This window comes from Nocardia aurea (assembly GCF_003123685.1).
GTDB classification, from domain to species: Bacteria; Actinomycetota; Actinomycetes; order Mycobacteriales; family Mycobacteriaceae; genus Nocardia; species Nocardia aurea.
In genome coordinates this window covers 505,851-520,999 of sequence record NZ_QCYJ01000130.1, presented here as the reverse complement: position 1 = coordinate 520,999, position 15,149 = coordinate 505,851, and the positions used below count along the sequence as shown (strand labels likewise).

Genomic DNA, 15,149 nt, shown 5'->3' with positions numbered 1-15,149 from the left:
GGTCCGGCGTCTCGCGCGCATACGCGAGTGTCCAGGCCCCGCCACGGCACTCCGCGCTACCTGTTGTCGACGGTGTGGAGGCGGGCGCTGTCCGTGGTCGGGGCCGGGGAGGGTTCCTGGATCACCTGCGCGAAGAACCCGCGGATATCGCCGACGAGCACGTCGGGCGCCTCGTGCGCGGCGTAGTGTCCTCCCGCGTCGTTGGCCCCACCGGTGGCGTGGCCGGGGTCGTAGGAGTTCCAGCTGACGATGTTGTGGTGATCGCGTTCGGCGAATCTGCGGATGGACTGGAAATCGCCCGCGAACATGGCGAGGCCGATGGGTGTCGTGGTCGGTTCGGCGGGAGCCTCGGCGGTGTGGGCGTCCTCGTAGTAGAACCGGATCGAGGAACCCGCGGTGCCGGTCAGCCAGTAGATCGCCACATTTCCGATGACGAAATCCGGGTCCAGGCTGGTGCCGAGCAGTTGCGCGTTCCAGCCGAGCAGGCCGACCGGGGAGTCCGCCAGCGCGAAGGCCAGGGTCTGCGGCTGCTGGCTGTGCAGGGTGTTGAAGGCCATCTTGTTGTCGTGGAACCACTGGAGGTGGGCGAGCGCCGCCATATCCTCGGCGGAGAGGCCCTCGAATTCGGCCGGATCGCCCGAGGGGAACGAATACAGCTGCGTCACATGGACTCCCAGCAGACGTTCCGGTGCGAGACGGGCCATTTCGGGTGCGATCATCGAGCCCGCGTCGTTGCCGATCGCGCCGAACTTCTCGTATCCGAGCCGCGACATCAACTCCAGCCACGCCCGCGCCGTCCTGCCCCGGTTCCAGCCGGTGCTGCGGGTGGGACCGGAGAATCCGAATCCGGGCAGGGAGGGGACGACCACGTGGAACGCGGGCGCGTCGGCTGATTCGGGTTCGGTCAGCGGTGCGATGACGTCCAGGAATTCGAGGATGCTTCCGGGCCACCCGTGGGTCAGGATCGCGGGCACCGCGTCCGGTCGGGACGACCTGATGTGCAGGAAGTGGATGTCCTCGCCGTCGATCTCGGAGGTGAACTGCGGCAGCGCGTTCAATCGCGCCTCCAGCGCACGCCAATCGAACCGCTCGAGCCAGTACTCGGCGAGGGCGCGCACCCGCTCGTTCGGTACGCCGTAGGCATCGCCGACGCCGGGCAGTTCATCGGGCCACAGCGCCCGGCGCAGCCGATCGGAGAGGTCGTCGAGCCGGGACTGCGGGATGTCGATGACGAAGGGTTGCGCGGCGTTCGAGGACATCTACTTCTCCTATTTGGAACGGAATGTTTCGTTCTGTTAAACGGTATCAGAACGGATCATTCCGTTTCAAGTGGTAATCTGGAAGCCATGGCGAAGACCTCCGATTCCCCGGCTCGACCAGCCCTTTCCGGGCGCAAGGCACAGGCGGCACGCAACGACGGGATCATCCTCGCGGCTGCCCGCGAGGTCTTTCTGGCCGACGCCGGCGCTCCCATCGCCGCCGTCGCGGATCGCGCGGGCGTCGGGATCAGCGCGCTGTACCGGCGCTATCCGAGCAAGGAGGCACTGCTGCGCACGCTCTGCGAGGACGGGCTGCGCCGCTACAACGCCGAGGGGGACGCCGCGTTGGAGGAGCCGGACGGCTGGAAGGCGCTGGTCGGCTTCCTCGAACGAGTGGTCGACGCCGACGTCCACTCACTGGCCGTACATCTGGCAGGCACCTTCACCCCCGACGAGTCCCTGTTACCCGAGGTCGTGCACTCCGGCGAGGTGAACGACGAGTTGGTGCGACGCGCGCACGCCGCGGGGAAATTGCGGCCCGAGGTGAACTCCCTCGATCTCGGTCTGATCCTCGACGCCTGCGCCGCGATCACCGTCCCCGACCCGGTGCGCACGGCCCAGTTGCGCAGACGAACCCTGGCGATACTCGTCGCCGGGCTCGCGGCGGACGATGTCGAACTGCCCGGTCCCGCTCCGGTCGCGGGCGAATTCGCGTGGCGTTGGGAGCGTCGCGCCGAAACCTGAGCGCTGAAATCTGAGCGCCGAACGGCGAGGTCGTCGCGGTAGGGCGGTCGCCACCGCCGAGCCCCGGGCGTGGGATTCAGGGCGCGGATCGGCGTCGGCGGACGGGAATTGATCGGGGGCAAAGGCTGCCGTGACAACCCCGCCCGCGATAGCCTTGGCCGCGTTCCTCGGTGTGCCCGAGATTATCGCGCCGCACGCCCACCATCCCGGTAATGCGAAGGGCTGACTATGAACTGGACACTCGAGGTCGTCATCGTGCCCGTGTCGGATATCGACCGCGCCAAACAGTTCTACGCCGAGAAACTCGGCTTCGTCGTCGACCACGACACCGTCATGGGCGACGACATCCGCATCGTGCAACTGACCCCGCCCGGTTCGGGCTGTTCCGTCGTCATCGGCAAGGGCGCGGTTCCGGCGATGGAACCTGGGTCGGTCCAGGGCCTGCAACTCGTCGTTCCCGATATCCGGCAGGCGCGCGAGGAACTCCTCGCGCGCGGTCTCGACGTCGGAGAGGTGCAGGTGATCGGCGAGAACCCCAGGCCGATGCCGCATCCGCTCGACAATGTCGGGTTCCTCTTCTTCGCCGACCCCGACGGCAACGGCTGGGCGATCCAGCAGATCTCCGCCCGCGCCTGAGACCTCGGTCAGCGCGGCCCGATCAACAGGGTCTGGGTGCCGCGCCCCAGCGGTCCCTTCTCGTCGAACAGCACCGATTCGGCGAGGCCGATGCCGTGCGGCTGCGGGTAGGTGACCGCGTCGAGGCAGACCCATTCGCCGACCGGCTGACGGTGCAGGGTCACCGTCAGATCGGTGTTGATGAACAGGAACCGATCCCAGTCCAGTACCGCGCTCACGCCGTTTCCCGAATCGGCGGCCGCGAGCGTGCGCTCCAGCGGACTCGGCGTGGTCCCGGCGACGATCGGGTATTTCAGCCGGATCCAGCAGATCGCCGGACCGGCGTCGGCGAAAGAGCCTGTCACGAAACGGTATTCGATCCCGGTGTGGAATCCGATCGCCTGCGTCGACGGGAAGGGCGCGGGCTCGGGTGCGTGATCGGGACCGGGGCGCGCGCCGGTGGGCAGGATGGTCTCGGGTAGATCGAGTTCGGGATCGGCGAGTTTGAATCGCCAGGCATTCGCGGTCATCACCGGGCCGCGCTCGCTCGACAGCGTCGCCTGGATCAATTCGACGCTGCGCCCGGCCCTGGCCACCCGGGTCTCGACGGTGAGCGGTTCGAGCGGCACCGGCCCGAGGATCTCCACCGCGACCCGGCCGACCTGGAACCCCGCGCGCGGTTCACAGCGCTCGATGGCGTGTCCGAGCAGCGCCGAGGGCGGACCCGCGTGCTGGGCGTCGGGGGACCACGGGCCGCGCGTCAGTTCGGTGGAGAGGAACCGCCGCGGATCCTCGGGATCGGGCAGGTAGAAGGCGTCGCTCACGGTCGTCGTCCGTCCCTCGGACCGGCTGGGCCGGTCGGCGGATTGTCGGTCGATTCCCGATTCTGCTACGACGCGGCATCGCCGTTCCTGCGGCCCCACCACCCCGCATCGGCAGATCCGTCGCGGACACCGCAACTCCCCGCTGTCCTGCCCCCTGCGCAGGGCGGCGATGCGATGTCCGCGACGGTCGCCGCCGGGTGATCCCGCTGCCGGGGCGAGACGGAGTACCCGGCGTCCGTATTTCCGGGCGACGAGCGACACCCGGAAATGCGAAACCGTGAACAGCCGTGGTATCAGGAGACCACGGGCAGGTACACCTTCTTGCCCGCATCGGCGAATTCCGCCGATTTTTCGGCCATTCCCGCCTCGATGGCCTGCACATCGGTCAAACCCTCGCGTGCGGCGTACTCCCTGACATCGGCCGAGATGCGCATCGAGCAGAACTTGGGCCCGCACATGGAACAGAAATGCGCGGTCTTGGCCGGTTCGGCGGGCATCGTCTCGTCGTGGTACTCGCGCGCGGTGTCCGGGTCCAGCGATAACGCGAACTGGTCACGCCAGCGGAATTCGAAACGCGCCTTGGACAATTCGTTGTCCCGGTCCTGGGCGTGCGGGTGGCCCTTGGCGAGATCGGCGGCGTGGGCGGCGATCTTGTAGGTGATCACGCCGACCTTCACATCGTCGCGGTTGGGCAGACCGAGATGTTCCTTCGGGGTCACGTAGCAGAGCATGGCGGTGCCCGCCTGGGCGATGATCGCGGCGCCGATGGCCGAGGTGATGTGGTCGTAAGCGGGTGCGATATCGGTGGCGAGCGGCCCGAGGGTGTAGAACGGCGCCTCCTCGCACAACTCCTCCTCCAGTCGCACGTTCTCCACGATCTTGTGCATCGGCACGTGGCCGGGACCTTCGATCATCACCTGGACACCGAAGGATTTCGCGATCTTGGTCAGTTCGCCGAGAGTGCGCAGTTCGGCGAACTGGGCCTCGTCGTTGGCGTCGGCGATCGAGCCGGGACGCAGACCGTCGCCGAGGGAGAAGGTGACGTCGTATTTCGCGAGGATTTCGCACAGTTCGGCGAAGTTGGTGTACAGGAACGATTCCCGGTGATGGGCCAGGCACCACGCGGCCATGATCGACCCGCCGCGCGAGACGATGCCGGTGACCCGTTTGGCGGTGAGCGGGACATAGCGCAACAGCACCCCGGCGTGCACGGTCATGTAGTCCACGCCCTGCTCGCACTGTTCGATGACGGTATCGCGGTAGATCTCCCAGGTGAGCGCGGTCGGATCGCCGTTCACCTTCTCCAGCGCCTGGTAGATCGGCACGGTGCCGACCGGGACCGGGGAATTGCGCAGAATCCACTCCCGGGTCTCGTGGATGTTCTTGCCCGTGGACAGATCCATGATGGTGTCGGCGCCCCAGCGCGTGGCCCACACCATTTTCTCGACCTCCTCGGCGATAGAGGACGAGACGGCGGAATTGCCGATATTGGCGTTGATCTTGACCAGGAATTTCTTGCCGATGATCGTCGGCTCGAGTTCGGGGTGCTTGTGATTGGCCGGGATGACCGCCCGTCCGGCGGCGACCTCCTCGCGCACCGACTCCGGCGTCACGCCCTCGCGCGCGGCGATGAAACGCATCTCGGGGGTGACGATCCCCCGGCGGGCCCAGGCCAGCTGGGTCGGCGGACCGTCGACCCGCGGTTTCTCCCAGCCGTCGCGCAGCGCGGGTAGACCGGCCTCCAGATCGATGGTGGCCGCGGTATCGGTGTACGGGCCGGAGGTGTCGTAGACGTCGAAGGTCTCACCATTGGTGAGGTTGATCCGGCGAACCGGAATCCGCAGGTCATCGACCTGGCAATAGTGTTTGACGCTGCCTTCGATCGGACCGGTGGTCACGGTGTCGACAGGTGTGCTCGTCATGTTTCTCCCTACGCCGGCATTACCCGGTCAGGTTCATACGGTCGACGGCCCTGATCGCTCCGTGGAGCTAGCCGTCCTCTCAGCCCGCTGGTGCGAGCCCCCGTTGGCGATATGCGATTTTCCCCGGCCAACCATACCCGCCCACCCGATGCCGCTCCCGGCGATCCGCATAGCGGAGGTGATGGTCGCGATACGGTCGCGGGCACTGACGACCGGCGTCGCGGGGATTAGGTTGTGGGGCATGCAATCCGAGTTGCCGACGCTGGATGTTCTGTGGGGTCGCACCCTTGTGGTCCAAGTGGTGCAGGATCCGGAGGGTTCGGGGCAGCTAGGCGAGTTGGTCGGCGGTCGTGTCACCTTCGACATGGGGCTGGCGGAGAACTGGTTCACGCTGGTGCGATACGTGGACGGGACCGCCGTGCTGTTCGGGCAGGGACGTGACGATCACTACGCCCCGCCCGCCGAACCGCAGGATCTGCTCGAGGGCGCGCCGCCGTGGGTACCGATCGCCGATCTCACGCCGCTGATGCTCGACGAGGTGATCGATTTCGTGCGCTGGTGGGACGGCACCGCGTGGCGGCACGCGGCACAGCTGGAATTGTTGCGCGTGGAGTACGAGACGGCGGTGGCGCTCTATCCACTGCTCGAATTGCGGCAGCTGGTAGGACTTTTCGCGGAATCGCTACACGGCGTGACCCGCGACGAGATCGCCGCGCTGTTCGCGGCGGCGGAGACGAGATCGGTGACGCGGGAACTGGTTTCGGTGCTCGAACCCGAATTATGCGATCCGGTATATGAATTCCTCGCGCGCGGCGGTGTCGTCACCGGGTCGGCTCCGGTCGCGGAGGAACTCCCCGTCGCGGGGAACGGACCGCGATGGCGTCGCAGGCTCAGTCCGGTCGACCATCGCAGACAACTCGTCGCCGCGATGGTCGAGGCGCCCGAGAAGCCGCGCCCCGTTCCGCCCGAGAGTCCGGAACTCGTCGATATGGTCGCCCGTATCCGGGTGCTGTACGAGGAGTACGGGCATGTCGACTTCGCGTTCCGGGTCGGCCGTGGCATCGGCGTCGGCGTCCCGCGCAACGCGCGCAAGATTCCGACCGGGCTGCGGCGGCTGCGCGATACCGAGGCCGGCGAACACGGCCGATGGCTGTTCATCCGTTTCGCCGTCGACGGCGCCGAAGTACGGGTGGAACGCGCCTACGACCACTGGCCGGAGTGGTTCCCGCGCAGCCCCTACGACAACGATCCGGACCGGGGTGATCTGGTGGAAGAACTCGCCGGTCGGACCGTCGCGGCCCGACCGACCTGGGCCGCGCTGGCCGCCGACGAATTCGCCTACGTCACGGTGTGAACCGAGGCGGAACGGCACCGAATCGGCGGCGAGCGGAATTCACGAGACGGCGGATGTGCGTGTTCCGCAGCCCGCGCCACAACCCACGCGTGACGCCGCTGACCGAGCGGGCGGCCGCCGCCGTTCGGTCAGTCGCGGAATTCGGCGATGACCGGGGCGTGGTCGCTGGCGCCCTTGCCCTTGCGCTCGTCCCGGTCGACCATCGCGTCCTCGGCCCTGCCCGCCAGCTCGGGTGAGGCCAGGACGAAATCGATGCGCATACCTTCCTTGCGGGGGAAACGCAGTTGGGTGTAGTCCCAGTAGGTGTAGACGCCGGGGCCGGGCGCGAAGGGGCGCATGACATCGGCGAACCCGGTGCCGACGACGGCCTCGAAGGCCTCGCGTTCGGGAGGCGAGGTGTGGGTCTTGCCCTGGAAGAAATCGGTCGACCACACATCGTCGTCGGTCGGCGCGATATTCCAGTCGCCGACGAGTGCGATCCTGGCCCGCGGGTCCTCGGTCAGCCAGGTTTGCCCGCTCGCGCGCAACGCGGCGAGCCATTCCAGTTTGTAGGTGTAGTGCGGGTCGTCCAGCGCCCGGCCGTTGGGTACGTACAGGCTCCACACCCGCACGCCACCGCAGGTCGCGCCGATCGCGCGGGATTCGACGACGGGCGTGCTGATGAGGGATTCGCCCGCGTCCTTGTCGAAACCGGGCTGGCCGGGAAAGGCGAATTCGACCTCGTCGAGCCCGATCCGCGAGGCGATGGCCACGCCGTTCCACTGGTTGACGCCGAGGTGGGCGACCTCGTACCCGATTTCGTCGAACCGCTCGAACGGGAACTGGTCGTCGCGGCATTTGGTTTCCTGCATCGCGAGCACGTCGATGTCCTGGCGGTCGAGGAATTGCGCCACCCGATCGATACGGGAACGGATCGAGTTGACGTTCCAAGTCGCGAGACGCACGAAATGCCTTCCTTCGCAATGGGCCCACAGGACTGCACGGCCTACAGGTTCTTTTCTACGCTCTTTCGCGCGGCTGTCACGACGGGGGAGCGGCGTACCGGTAGCTGTGATGGTCGAGGAAACCCATGTCGCGGTAGAGCGCGATCGCGCCGACATTGTCCGCGGTGACCTGGAGATAGGCGTGGGTCGCGCCACGGCCGTGGCCCCAGCGGATCAATTCCGCGCAGACCAGGGAGCCGAGCCCGTGCCTGCGGTGCTCGGCGGCGACCGTGAGACAGCTCAGTCCGATCCAGCGCCGCCCGTCGGGAGCGGTGGTCAGCGCCCCACGTCCGATCGCGATCGGCGCGGGGACGCCGAGCGAGGCGAAGCCGAGTTCACCGTCGTGCACGGCGGTCAGCACCTCGCGGATCGACGCCGAATCCGGCTGATCCGTGGGGGTTTCACCCTGCGACCGATACATCGACAGCCACGCGTCGTCGGGCGCGGGCGCGAACCGCACCATCGGCGGACCCTGCGGCAGCACGAAATTCTCGATATCGAGGCCGAATACGACCGTCTCGCGTTCGATCGGCCAGCCGGGTGGCGCCGTGGCGAGACGATCGGGCAGTGCGAGGCGCAACGGCAGGTTGCGCAGGGTGTACCAGTCGTCGATGCGCAGCAGCGTCTCGGTGGTGAGATCGGCGGGTACGCCGTGCTGTCCCAGCGGCACAGCGGAATTCGCGCGGTAGGTGTACTCGTTCCCGGCGCGCGCCAGCCAGCCGTCGATCCACTCGTATTCCATGCCCGGCCAGCCGAACGCGGCGGCGGCTTCGAGCGCGCGGATCTCGCCGGTGCGAATGGGCCTCGGGCCCAGGGCTTTGAGCGCGACGACCCGGTCGTCGGTGACCGACACCAATCGGCCGTCGGCGGCGCGGACCGTCGGCGGGTCGAGCGCGACCAGTTCGCCGATCACATCGGTGAGCGATTGCGGTTGACCCGAGGGCAGCCGGTACCGCATGACCACCCGCCGTCCGATCGCCACATCCCGTTCGGGGGCCACGGAATGCTCCGTGTGCGCGGGCTCAGTGGTCATGTCCGAACGGGTCGGGCACGGTGCCCGGAATCCAGCTCAGCCCGGGGACGCCCCAGCCGTTGCGTTTGATCGCCTTCTTCGCCGCGCGGGCGTTGCGCCCGATCAGTACGTCCACGTACAGGAATCCGTCGAGATGGCCGACCTCGTGCTGCAACATCCGCGCGAAGAAGCCCTTACCCTCCAGTTCCACAGGATCGCCGTGCTCGTCGGTGCCGGTGACCCTGGCCCATTCGGCCCGCCCGGTCGGGAACTGCTCGCCGGGAACCGACAGGCAGCCTTCCTCGTCGTCGTCGGGGTCGGGCATGGTCTCGGGGATCTCGGACGTCTCCAGCACCGGATTCACCACGGCGCCCTTGCGCCGCGCCGGTGTGCCGTCCTGGCCGATGTCGGGACAGTCGTAGACGAACACGCGCAGCGGTACACCGACCTGGTTGGCCGCGAGCCCGACGCCGTTGGAAGCCTCCAGCGTCTCGTACATATCCGCGACCAGTTCGGCCAGTTCCTCCGGGGTTTGGGTGACTCGCGCCGTGGGGTTGTGCAGCACGGGGTCACCGACGATCACGATGGGGAGGATTGCCATGGGCGATAAGCCTACTGGGTGCCCCTCCGGTCGTTACCGCGTGTCGACCGGCCGCGACACACCGCTACTCCCGGGTAATCAACACGCCGGGAACTGGGCTGAGACGCCCCCCGGTCCCGTGGTTCAATGTTTCGCGACGTACAGCACCATTTTCCTCTGGTGGTCACTCGGCGAGGGAGCAGGATGGACGGCGCAGCGGCACGGGATCTTCCCGGGAGCCAGGACGGCCCTTCCGTGAGCGGGGATACACCGGCCGCGGCGGCAGGCGCTCCGGCGGCGGAGGAGCAAGACGGCCTCAGCCGCCGCGAACACGACATCCTGGCCTTCGAACGGCAGTGGTGGAAGTACGCGGGCGCGAAGGAAGAGGCCATCAGGGAGCTGTTCGGCATGTCGCCGACCCGCTACTACCAGGTCCTCAACGCCGTCGTCGATCGGCCGGAGGCCCTCGCCGTCGATCCGATGCTGGTGAAGCGGTTGCGTCGGCTGCGGGCGAGCAGGCAGAAGGCCAGGGCCGCCCGGCGTCTCGGTTTCCAGGTATGACCCGACTCGGCGGCGCGATGCCGACCTCGGAACCCGATGTGGGACTAGGGTCGACACCGTGAGCTACCCCAATCCCACCTCCGGCGGGCCACCGTTGCGCGCGCTGGCGATGGTGTTGATCGCTTTGGCCATCGTCTTCGCGGGTCTCGGCGCGATGTCGCTGTCGAGTTCGGAGGCCGACGACTCGACCGTCGCCGAGTCGACCGACGCCACGAGCGCGGCGCCGACCACGACGGCGGCACGCGTCACCACCACCGCGGCGTCCGCCACGACGACGGCGGAGTCGACCACGACGACCCCGGCCACGACCACTCCGGCCACGACCCCGCCGCCGCCGCCCGCCGCGGCGGTGGATCGCACGGTGCCGGTGCGCGTGCTGAACAACAGCGTGGTCGCGGGGCTGGCCTCGCGGACCGCGAGTCAGTTGCAGGCCGACGGGTGGACGAATGTGTCCTCCGGTAACTACGCCTCCGGCAATATCGCGAAAACCACCGTGTACTACGGGGATTCGCCCGGGGAACGGGAAGCCGCGCTGGCGATCGCGCAGGAGTTGGGCGCGCCCGCCGAACCGAAGTCCGCCGGTGTCGATCAGGGTGCCGGTGTGGTCGTCATTCTGGCGGGTAACTGACGTTCGAGTGCTGCGAGCCACACCGCCCTGTCACGGTGTGACACGGCGGGCGTGGCATCATCTTGTCCGGTAACAAACGTTGTCCACCCAGCTTTACTCGTAAACTCGGTACTCGTAAAGGAGTTCCCCGATGGCCCCGTCCACAACTCGTCGCCCGTCCTGGCGGACTGTGACCCCGGTGCTTGCGGTCGCGGTCTTCGGCCTCGCTGCCTGTTCCAACAGCCAGGAGTCGAGTGATGTCAAGGGAACGACCCCGCCCGTGTGGACGGGAGCGGCCGCTCCGCCGTCCGCCGATTTCGGCGAGCAGCACGGTAGTGATTCGACGAATCCGGGCGCCAAGGTGGATCTGAAGGATCCTTCGGGTAAATCGGTCGCCACCGCCACGATCACCGCGTCCGGCGATCACCTGCAGGTGCAGGTCGAGGCGAACGGACTGCGGCCGGGCTTCCACGGCCTGCACATCCACAGTGTCGGCAAGTGCGAGGCCAATTCGGTCGCCCCGACCGGCGGCGGCGCGGGCGATTTCCTCTCCGCGGGCGGTCACCTCCAGGTCGGCAGCGCGAACTCGCACCCGGCCAGCGGCGACCTCACCTCCCTCGAGGTGCGTTCGGACGGTATGGGCACCCTGGTGACCACGACCGACTCGGTGACCCTCGCCGACATCAAGGGCAAGGCGCTGATCATCCACGCCGACGCCGACAACTTCGGCAACATCCCCAACCGTTATGTCCGTGCCGACGGTGTCGCGGGCCCGGACGACACCACGCTCGCGACAGGGGACGCGGGCGGCCGCGTCGCCTGCGGCGTCATCGCTTAGACAAGGTGCGAGATGGCCAGGGCAAGAGTTGAACAGGTTCCCTTCACCGGCTCGCCCCGGCCGACCATCGGCATCGAATGGGAGATCGCGCTCGTCGACAAGGTGACGCGCGATCTCTCCAACACCGCTTCCGCCGTATTCGACGAGGTCGGCGATCTGCGGTCCTGGGACGGAAAACCGCAGGTCACCAAGGAATTGCTGCGTAACACCGTCGAACTCGTCACCGGTGTGCACGACACCGTCGGCGCGGCGGTGGAAGATCTGCACGGCACGATGGACGCCGTGCGCCGCGCCGCCGACCCGCTGGGCGTCGACCTGTTCTGCGCGGGTACCCACCCCTTCGCGCAGTGGTCCGCGCAGCAACTGACCCGCTCCGAGCACTACGACGAACTGATCGAGCGCACCCAGTGGTGGGGCCGCCAGATGATGATCTGGGGCGTCCACGTGCACGTCGGCGTCTCGCACCGGGACAAGGTCCTGCCGATCCTGAACTCGCTGCTGCTCGCCTATCCGCATCTGCTCGCGCTGTCGGCGTCCTCGCCCATGTGGGCGGGCGCGGACACCGGATACGCCAGTAACCGCACGCTGATGTTCCAGCAGTTGCCGACCGCGGGCCTGCCGTTCCAGTTCGACAACTGGACCCAGTTCGAGCATTTCGTGCACGACCAGTTCAAGACCGGCGTCTTCGAACAGCTCGGCGGCATGCACTGGGATATCCGGCCCGCGCCGAAATGGGGCACCATCGAGGTGCGCATCTGTGACGGCACCTCGACCAGGGCCGAACTGGCGGCACTGGCCGCGTTCATCCACTGCCTGATCGTCGATCTCGACCAGCGGGTGGAGAACGGCGAGGAGTTGCCGACGCTGCCGCCGTGGCATGTGCAGGAGAACAAATGGCGAGCCGCGCGATACGGGCTCGACGCGATCGTCATCGTGGATTCCGACAGTAATGAGCGTTTGGTCACAGACGACCTCACCGAAATCCTGAACCGTCTCGAACCGACCGCGAAGCGGCTCGGCTGTGCCGACGAATTGGCGCTGGTGGCCGAGATCCCGGTGCGCGGGGCCTCGTACCAGCGTCAGCGCAAGGTCGCCGCGGCGTCGCAAGGTGACCTGGTCGCGGTGGTGGACGCCCTGGTGAGAGAGCTCGATCAGTAGGTCGCGGACCGCGTCGGTCGGTTTCTGCGGACCGCGTCGGTCGGCTTCTGTTCAGATCGGGAGGGGGATTGCGTTCATCCCCCGTTTACGATGGTCGACGTGCTTGTCGAGGACCCGGGTTCCAGCGTAGGAAAGTCGGCGCGGCGGATGTCCGCACCCGCGGCCCGGATCTGGGCCGCGGCAGCGGTATCCGGCGTCGTCGTGCTGTTGATCGCGTTGCAGATCGCCGCGTCCGGGCAGGGGTTCGAGGGACCGCTGGCCAGCCTGTGGAAGGACTACGCGGGCACCCCCAAGTCCATGTCGGTGCCCTGGGCCGGACTGGTACTGGCCCTGGTCGGCCTCTCGGCCAAGCGCCGGGTCGTCGCGTTGAGCGCCGCCGTCGTCATCGACCTGATCGGTGCGGGCGCGCGGCTGCTCGCGGGTGATCCGCCGACGGTCGGCAACGGCGCCGTCATCGTGCTCACCGCGATCGCGGTGACCGCGTGCGTGCGCTGGAGCGGGGTGGAACGGCGCAATGCGCTCGGGGCCGCCGCGCTGGGCGCGCTGCTGATCCTGGCCACCAAGGTCGGCGATGTCTGGTTGCACGTCACCGTGGTGACGCGACCGGAGGTGTTCGACCAGTACGTGATGTTGGCCGATCATGCCCTCGGCGATCCGTCGTGGCTGATGGGCCGGGTCGTCGACGCGCTCGGCCCCGGCGTGTACGCGGTATTGCACTGGGTCTACATCGAATTGCCCGTCGCGGCCATCGTGGTCGCGGTGTGGCAGCTGCGCCGGGTCGTGCCGACCGGGCAGTGGCCGACCCACTATCTGGTCCGGACCTTCCTCGTCCTCGGACTGCTCGGTCCGATCGTCTACCTGCTGTTCCCCGTTGTCGGTCCGATGTTCGCCTTCGGCGCCGACGGTCACGGTCTGCAACTGGGCAACTACTGGCCGAATGTGGTGCCGCCCATCGACCGGAACCCGTCGGCGCTGCCCTTCGACACCGTCACGCCGCGCAATTGCATGCCGTCCATGCACACCGCGTGGGCGCTGTCGGTCTTCCTGCACACCCGTCGCGATATCGACGGCGGTCGCGCCCCCGCGTGGCTGCGCTGGGGCGGCGCGTTCTGGCTGATCGCCACCCTCACCGCGACGCTCGGTTTCGGCTACCACTACGGCGTCGACCTCGTCGCAGGCGCGATCCTGTGCCTGACCGTGGAATCGGTGCTGCGGGAACCCGAACGCGGCTGGGGCTGGTTCCGCGTCCGCCTGGTAGGCGCGGGCGTCGCCGTCCTCGCGACCCTGCTGCTGTCCTACCGGTACCTGTCCGTCCCCATGGCCGAATATCCGGCGCTGGCGGGCACTATCATCCTCGCCCTGCTCGCCGGTTTCGCCGCCGCTTTCCACGCCACCTGGTTCGCCACCCACCGCGACGCGATCCCCGCGCGAATCAGCCCCGAACCCGTCGGCTGAGCCGTTCGCCCGGCGTCCTTCACCGGACCGGCTCGATGGCCGCGTGATACTCGACATCGCCGGATAAACCGCTCGAGGTGACGGGCATCGGCGATGCCCTACACCGGTGGATCAGTCGAGTTCGTCGCCGAGTTCGTTGATGCGCAGTATCCCGTCGCGGTGGCGTTGCTCGCGGTAGGCGGTGCGACCGAGGAGGTGGGCGATGACGGGGGCGGTCAGGATGGTGAACAGGGCGGTCAGGCCGAGCATCCAGACGTTGGCGTCGTCGCGCAGTTCGATGCCGGCGCCGAGGAGGATGAGGATGAGGCCGACGACCTGGGGTTTGGTCGCGGCGTGCATGCGGGTGAGGGTGTCGGGGAAACGCAGGATGCCGAGTGCGGCGGTGAAGGCCAGGAACGCGCCGAGCACGATGAGCACGGCCGAGATCCATTCCAGCGCGGTCAACTGTCGTCCCTGACACGGAAGCGGGAGACGGCGGCGGAGCCGAGGAACCCGACCAGGGCCAGCGCCACGATCGCCGGGATGACGTCGGTGTCGCCGCTGAAGGCGGCCCACACCGCGAGACCGGACGCGGCGATCGCGATCAGCGAATCGATGCCGACGACGCGGTCGAGCGTATTCGGGCCCGCCAGTATTCGATAGGCGGTGAGCAGGGCTGCGGCGGCAAGGAATACGGCCGCGATGACAGCGGCGACGGTCATCGGTTCACCTCCGGCGGCGGGGTTTTGCGGACCGGCCGTTCGAAGGCGTCGACCAGAAGTCGTTCCAGCCTCCGTGTGGTCCGGTAGAACTTGTCGACGGCGTGGTCACTGCTCACGTCGAGGACGTGCACGTAGACCACGCAACGCTGCCGGTCGATCTCGAGCACCATGGTGCCGGGAATCAGATTCAGCAGGTCGGTGCACAGCACGAGCACCAGATCGGAGCGGGTGCTCAGATTCACCCGCAGCACGCCCGACACCGGCGTGGGGGCGGGACGCACCGCGAGCCAGGCCACCTGGAAACTGGATTCGAGCGCGTAATACGAACTCACCACCGCCAATTCGACCAGCGGCAGCGGATTGAAATGCCCGGTGCCGGGCAGTGTGGGCAGGGGCAGCGCGACCATGACGACCGTCGCGATGACGAGTCCCGCCAGCAGATTGCCGACGCTGAGATCGCCCCACAGCGCCATGTAGACCAGCGTCAGCCAGATCAGCAGCCCCGCCCTGATCACATTGCCCCGGTTCAGGATGCG

The 15,149-nt window shown here is 67.7% G+C and carries 17 protein-coding genes; 8 read left to right on the top strand and 9 right to left on the bottom strand.

All coding sequences use genetic code 11. The annotated features are described in order from the left end of the window. Positions 1 to 56: 56 nt before the first annotated feature. The gene (locus DAT37_RS34320; protein WP_109529011.1) at positions 57 to 1,259 is read right to left on the bottom strand and encodes an epoxide hydrolase family protein; all 1,203 of its coding nucleotides are present in this window, start codon (positions 1,257 to 1,259) and stop codon (positions 57 to 59) included. A gap of 87 nt (positions 1,260 to 1,346) precedes the next feature. On the opposite strand from DAT37_RS34320, the gene DAT37_RS34315 reads away from it, so the two are divergent. Then, entirely contained in the window at positions 1,347 to 2,003 is a 657-nt protein-coding gene (locus DAT37_RS34315; RefSeq protein WP_109529010.1) for a TetR/AcrR family transcriptional regulator, read from the top strand. 228 nt (positions 2,004 to 2,231) lie between these two features. Then, positions 2,232 to 2,639: a VOC family protein gene (locus DAT37_RS34310; protein ID WP_109529009.1), complete on the top strand. Its 408-nt coding sequence runs from the start codon at positions 2,232 to 2,234 to the stop codon at positions 2,637 to 2,639. 8 nt (positions 2,640 to 2,647) lie between these two features. Here the strand turns inward: DAT37_RS34310 and DAT37_RS34305 are convergent, their stop codons facing one another. After that, positions 2,648 to 3,442 (bottom strand): thioesterase family protein, encoded by a 795-nt coding sequence (locus DAT37_RS34305; protein WP_109529008.1) that lies wholly within the window; start codon positions 3,440 to 3,442, stop codon positions 2,648 to 2,650. A gap of 293 nt (positions 3,443 to 3,735) precedes the next feature. Next, entirely contained in the window at positions 3,736 to 5,364 is a 1,629-nt protein-coding gene (gene thiC / locus DAT37_RS34300) for a phosphomethylpyrimidine synthase ThiC (protein WP_109529007.1), read from the bottom strand. A gap of 241 nt (positions 5,365 to 5,605) precedes the next feature. Between thiC and DAT37_RS34295 the strand changes: the two genes are divergently transcribed. Continuing rightward, positions 5,606 to 6,718 (top strand): hypothetical protein, encoded by a 1,113-nt coding sequence (locus DAT37_RS34295; RefSeq protein ID WP_157978836.1) that lies wholly within the window; start codon positions 5,606 to 5,608, stop codon positions 6,716 to 6,718. Between the two features lie 128 nt (positions 6,719 to 6,846). Here the strand turns inward: DAT37_RS34295 and DAT37_RS34290 are convergent, their stop codons facing one another. From DAT37_RS34290 to DAT37_RS34280, 3 genes are all read right to left on the bottom strand, one after another. Beyond that, complete coding sequence (locus tag DAT37_RS34290) at positions 6,847 to 7,662, bottom strand: exodeoxyribonuclease III (RefSeq protein WP_109529005.1); 816 nt, start codon at positions 7,660 to 7,662, stop codon at positions 6,847 to 6,849. Positions 7,663 to 7,738: 76 nt separating this feature from the next. Further along, positions 7,739 to 8,734 (bottom strand): N-acetylglutamate synthase, CG3035 family, encoded by a 996-nt coding sequence (locus tag DAT37_RS34285; protein ID WP_288047759.1) that lies wholly within the window; start codon positions 8,732 to 8,734, stop codon positions 7,739 to 7,741. Then, a complete protein-coding gene (locus tag DAT37_RS34280; protein ID WP_109529004.1) occupies positions 8,724 to 9,314 on the bottom strand; it encodes a peptide deformylase in 591 nt (196 codons plus the stop codon). The genes DAT37_RS34285 and DAT37_RS34280 overlap by 11 nt, the downstream gene beginning before the upstream one ends. A 183-nt stretch (positions 9,315 to 9,497) precedes the next feature. Between DAT37_RS34280 and DAT37_RS34275 the strand changes: the two genes are divergently transcribed. The 5 genes from DAT37_RS34275 to DAT37_RS34255 all read left to right on the top strand — a co-directional run bounded on the left by DAT37_RS34275 (position 9,498) and on the right by DAT37_RS34255 (position 13,912). Further along, positions 9,498 to 9,854: a DUF3263 domain-containing protein gene (locus DAT37_RS34275; protein WP_109529003.1), complete on the top strand. Its 357-nt coding sequence runs from the start codon at positions 9,498 to 9,500 to the stop codon at positions 9,852 to 9,854. Positions 9,855 to 9,912: 58 nt separating this feature from the next. Beyond that, a complete protein-coding gene (locus DAT37_RS34270) occupies positions 9,913 to 10,482 on the top strand; it encodes a LytR C-terminal domain-containing protein (RefSeq protein ID WP_109529002.1) in 570 nt (189 codons plus the stop codon). Between the two features lie 130 nt (positions 10,483 to 10,612). Further along, complete coding sequence (gene sodC / locus DAT37_RS34265) at positions 10,613 to 11,299, top strand: superoxide dismutase[Cu-Zn] (protein ID WP_109529001.1); 687 nt, start codon at positions 10,613 to 10,615, stop codon at positions 11,297 to 11,299. 12 nt (positions 11,300 to 11,311) lie between these two features. Then, the gene (locus tag DAT37_RS34260) at positions 11,312 to 12,457 is read left to right on the top strand and encodes a glutamate--cysteine ligase (RefSeq protein ID WP_109529000.1); all 1,146 of its coding nucleotides are present in this window, start codon (positions 11,312 to 11,314) and stop codon (positions 12,455 to 12,457) included. 147 nt (positions 12,458 to 12,604) lie between these two features. Then, a complete protein-coding gene (locus DAT37_RS34255; RefSeq protein WP_232840189.1) occupies positions 12,605 to 13,912 on the top strand; it encodes a phosphatase PAP2 family protein in 1,308 nt (435 codons plus the stop codon). Between the two features lie 111 nt (positions 13,913 to 14,023). Here the strand turns inward: DAT37_RS34255 and mnhG are convergent, their stop codons facing one another. From mnhG to DAT37_RS34240, 3 genes are read right to left on the bottom strand one after another with little or no spacing between them, the layout of a single operon-like run. Beyond that, complete coding sequence (gene mnhG, locus DAT37_RS34250; RefSeq protein WP_109528998.1) at positions 14,024 to 14,356, bottom strand: monovalent cation/H(+) antiporter subunit G; 333 nt, start codon at positions 14,354 to 14,356, stop codon at positions 14,024 to 14,026. Beyond that, positions 14,353 to 14,613, bottom strand: coding sequence for a monovalent cation/H+ antiporter complex subunit F (locus DAT37_RS34245; protein ID WP_109528997.1), 261 nt, complete (start codon positions 14,611 to 14,613; stop codon positions 14,353 to 14,355). Before DAT37_RS34245 ends, mnhG begins: the two co-directional genes overlap by 4 nt. After that, a complete protein-coding gene (locus tag DAT37_RS34240) occupies positions 14,610 to 15,143 on the bottom strand; it encodes a Na+/H+ antiporter subunit E (RefSeq protein WP_408637478.1) in 534 nt (177 codons plus the stop codon). The genes DAT37_RS34245 and DAT37_RS34240 overlap by 4 nt, the downstream gene beginning before the upstream one ends. Positions 15,144 to 15,149 lie beyond the last annotated feature (6 nt).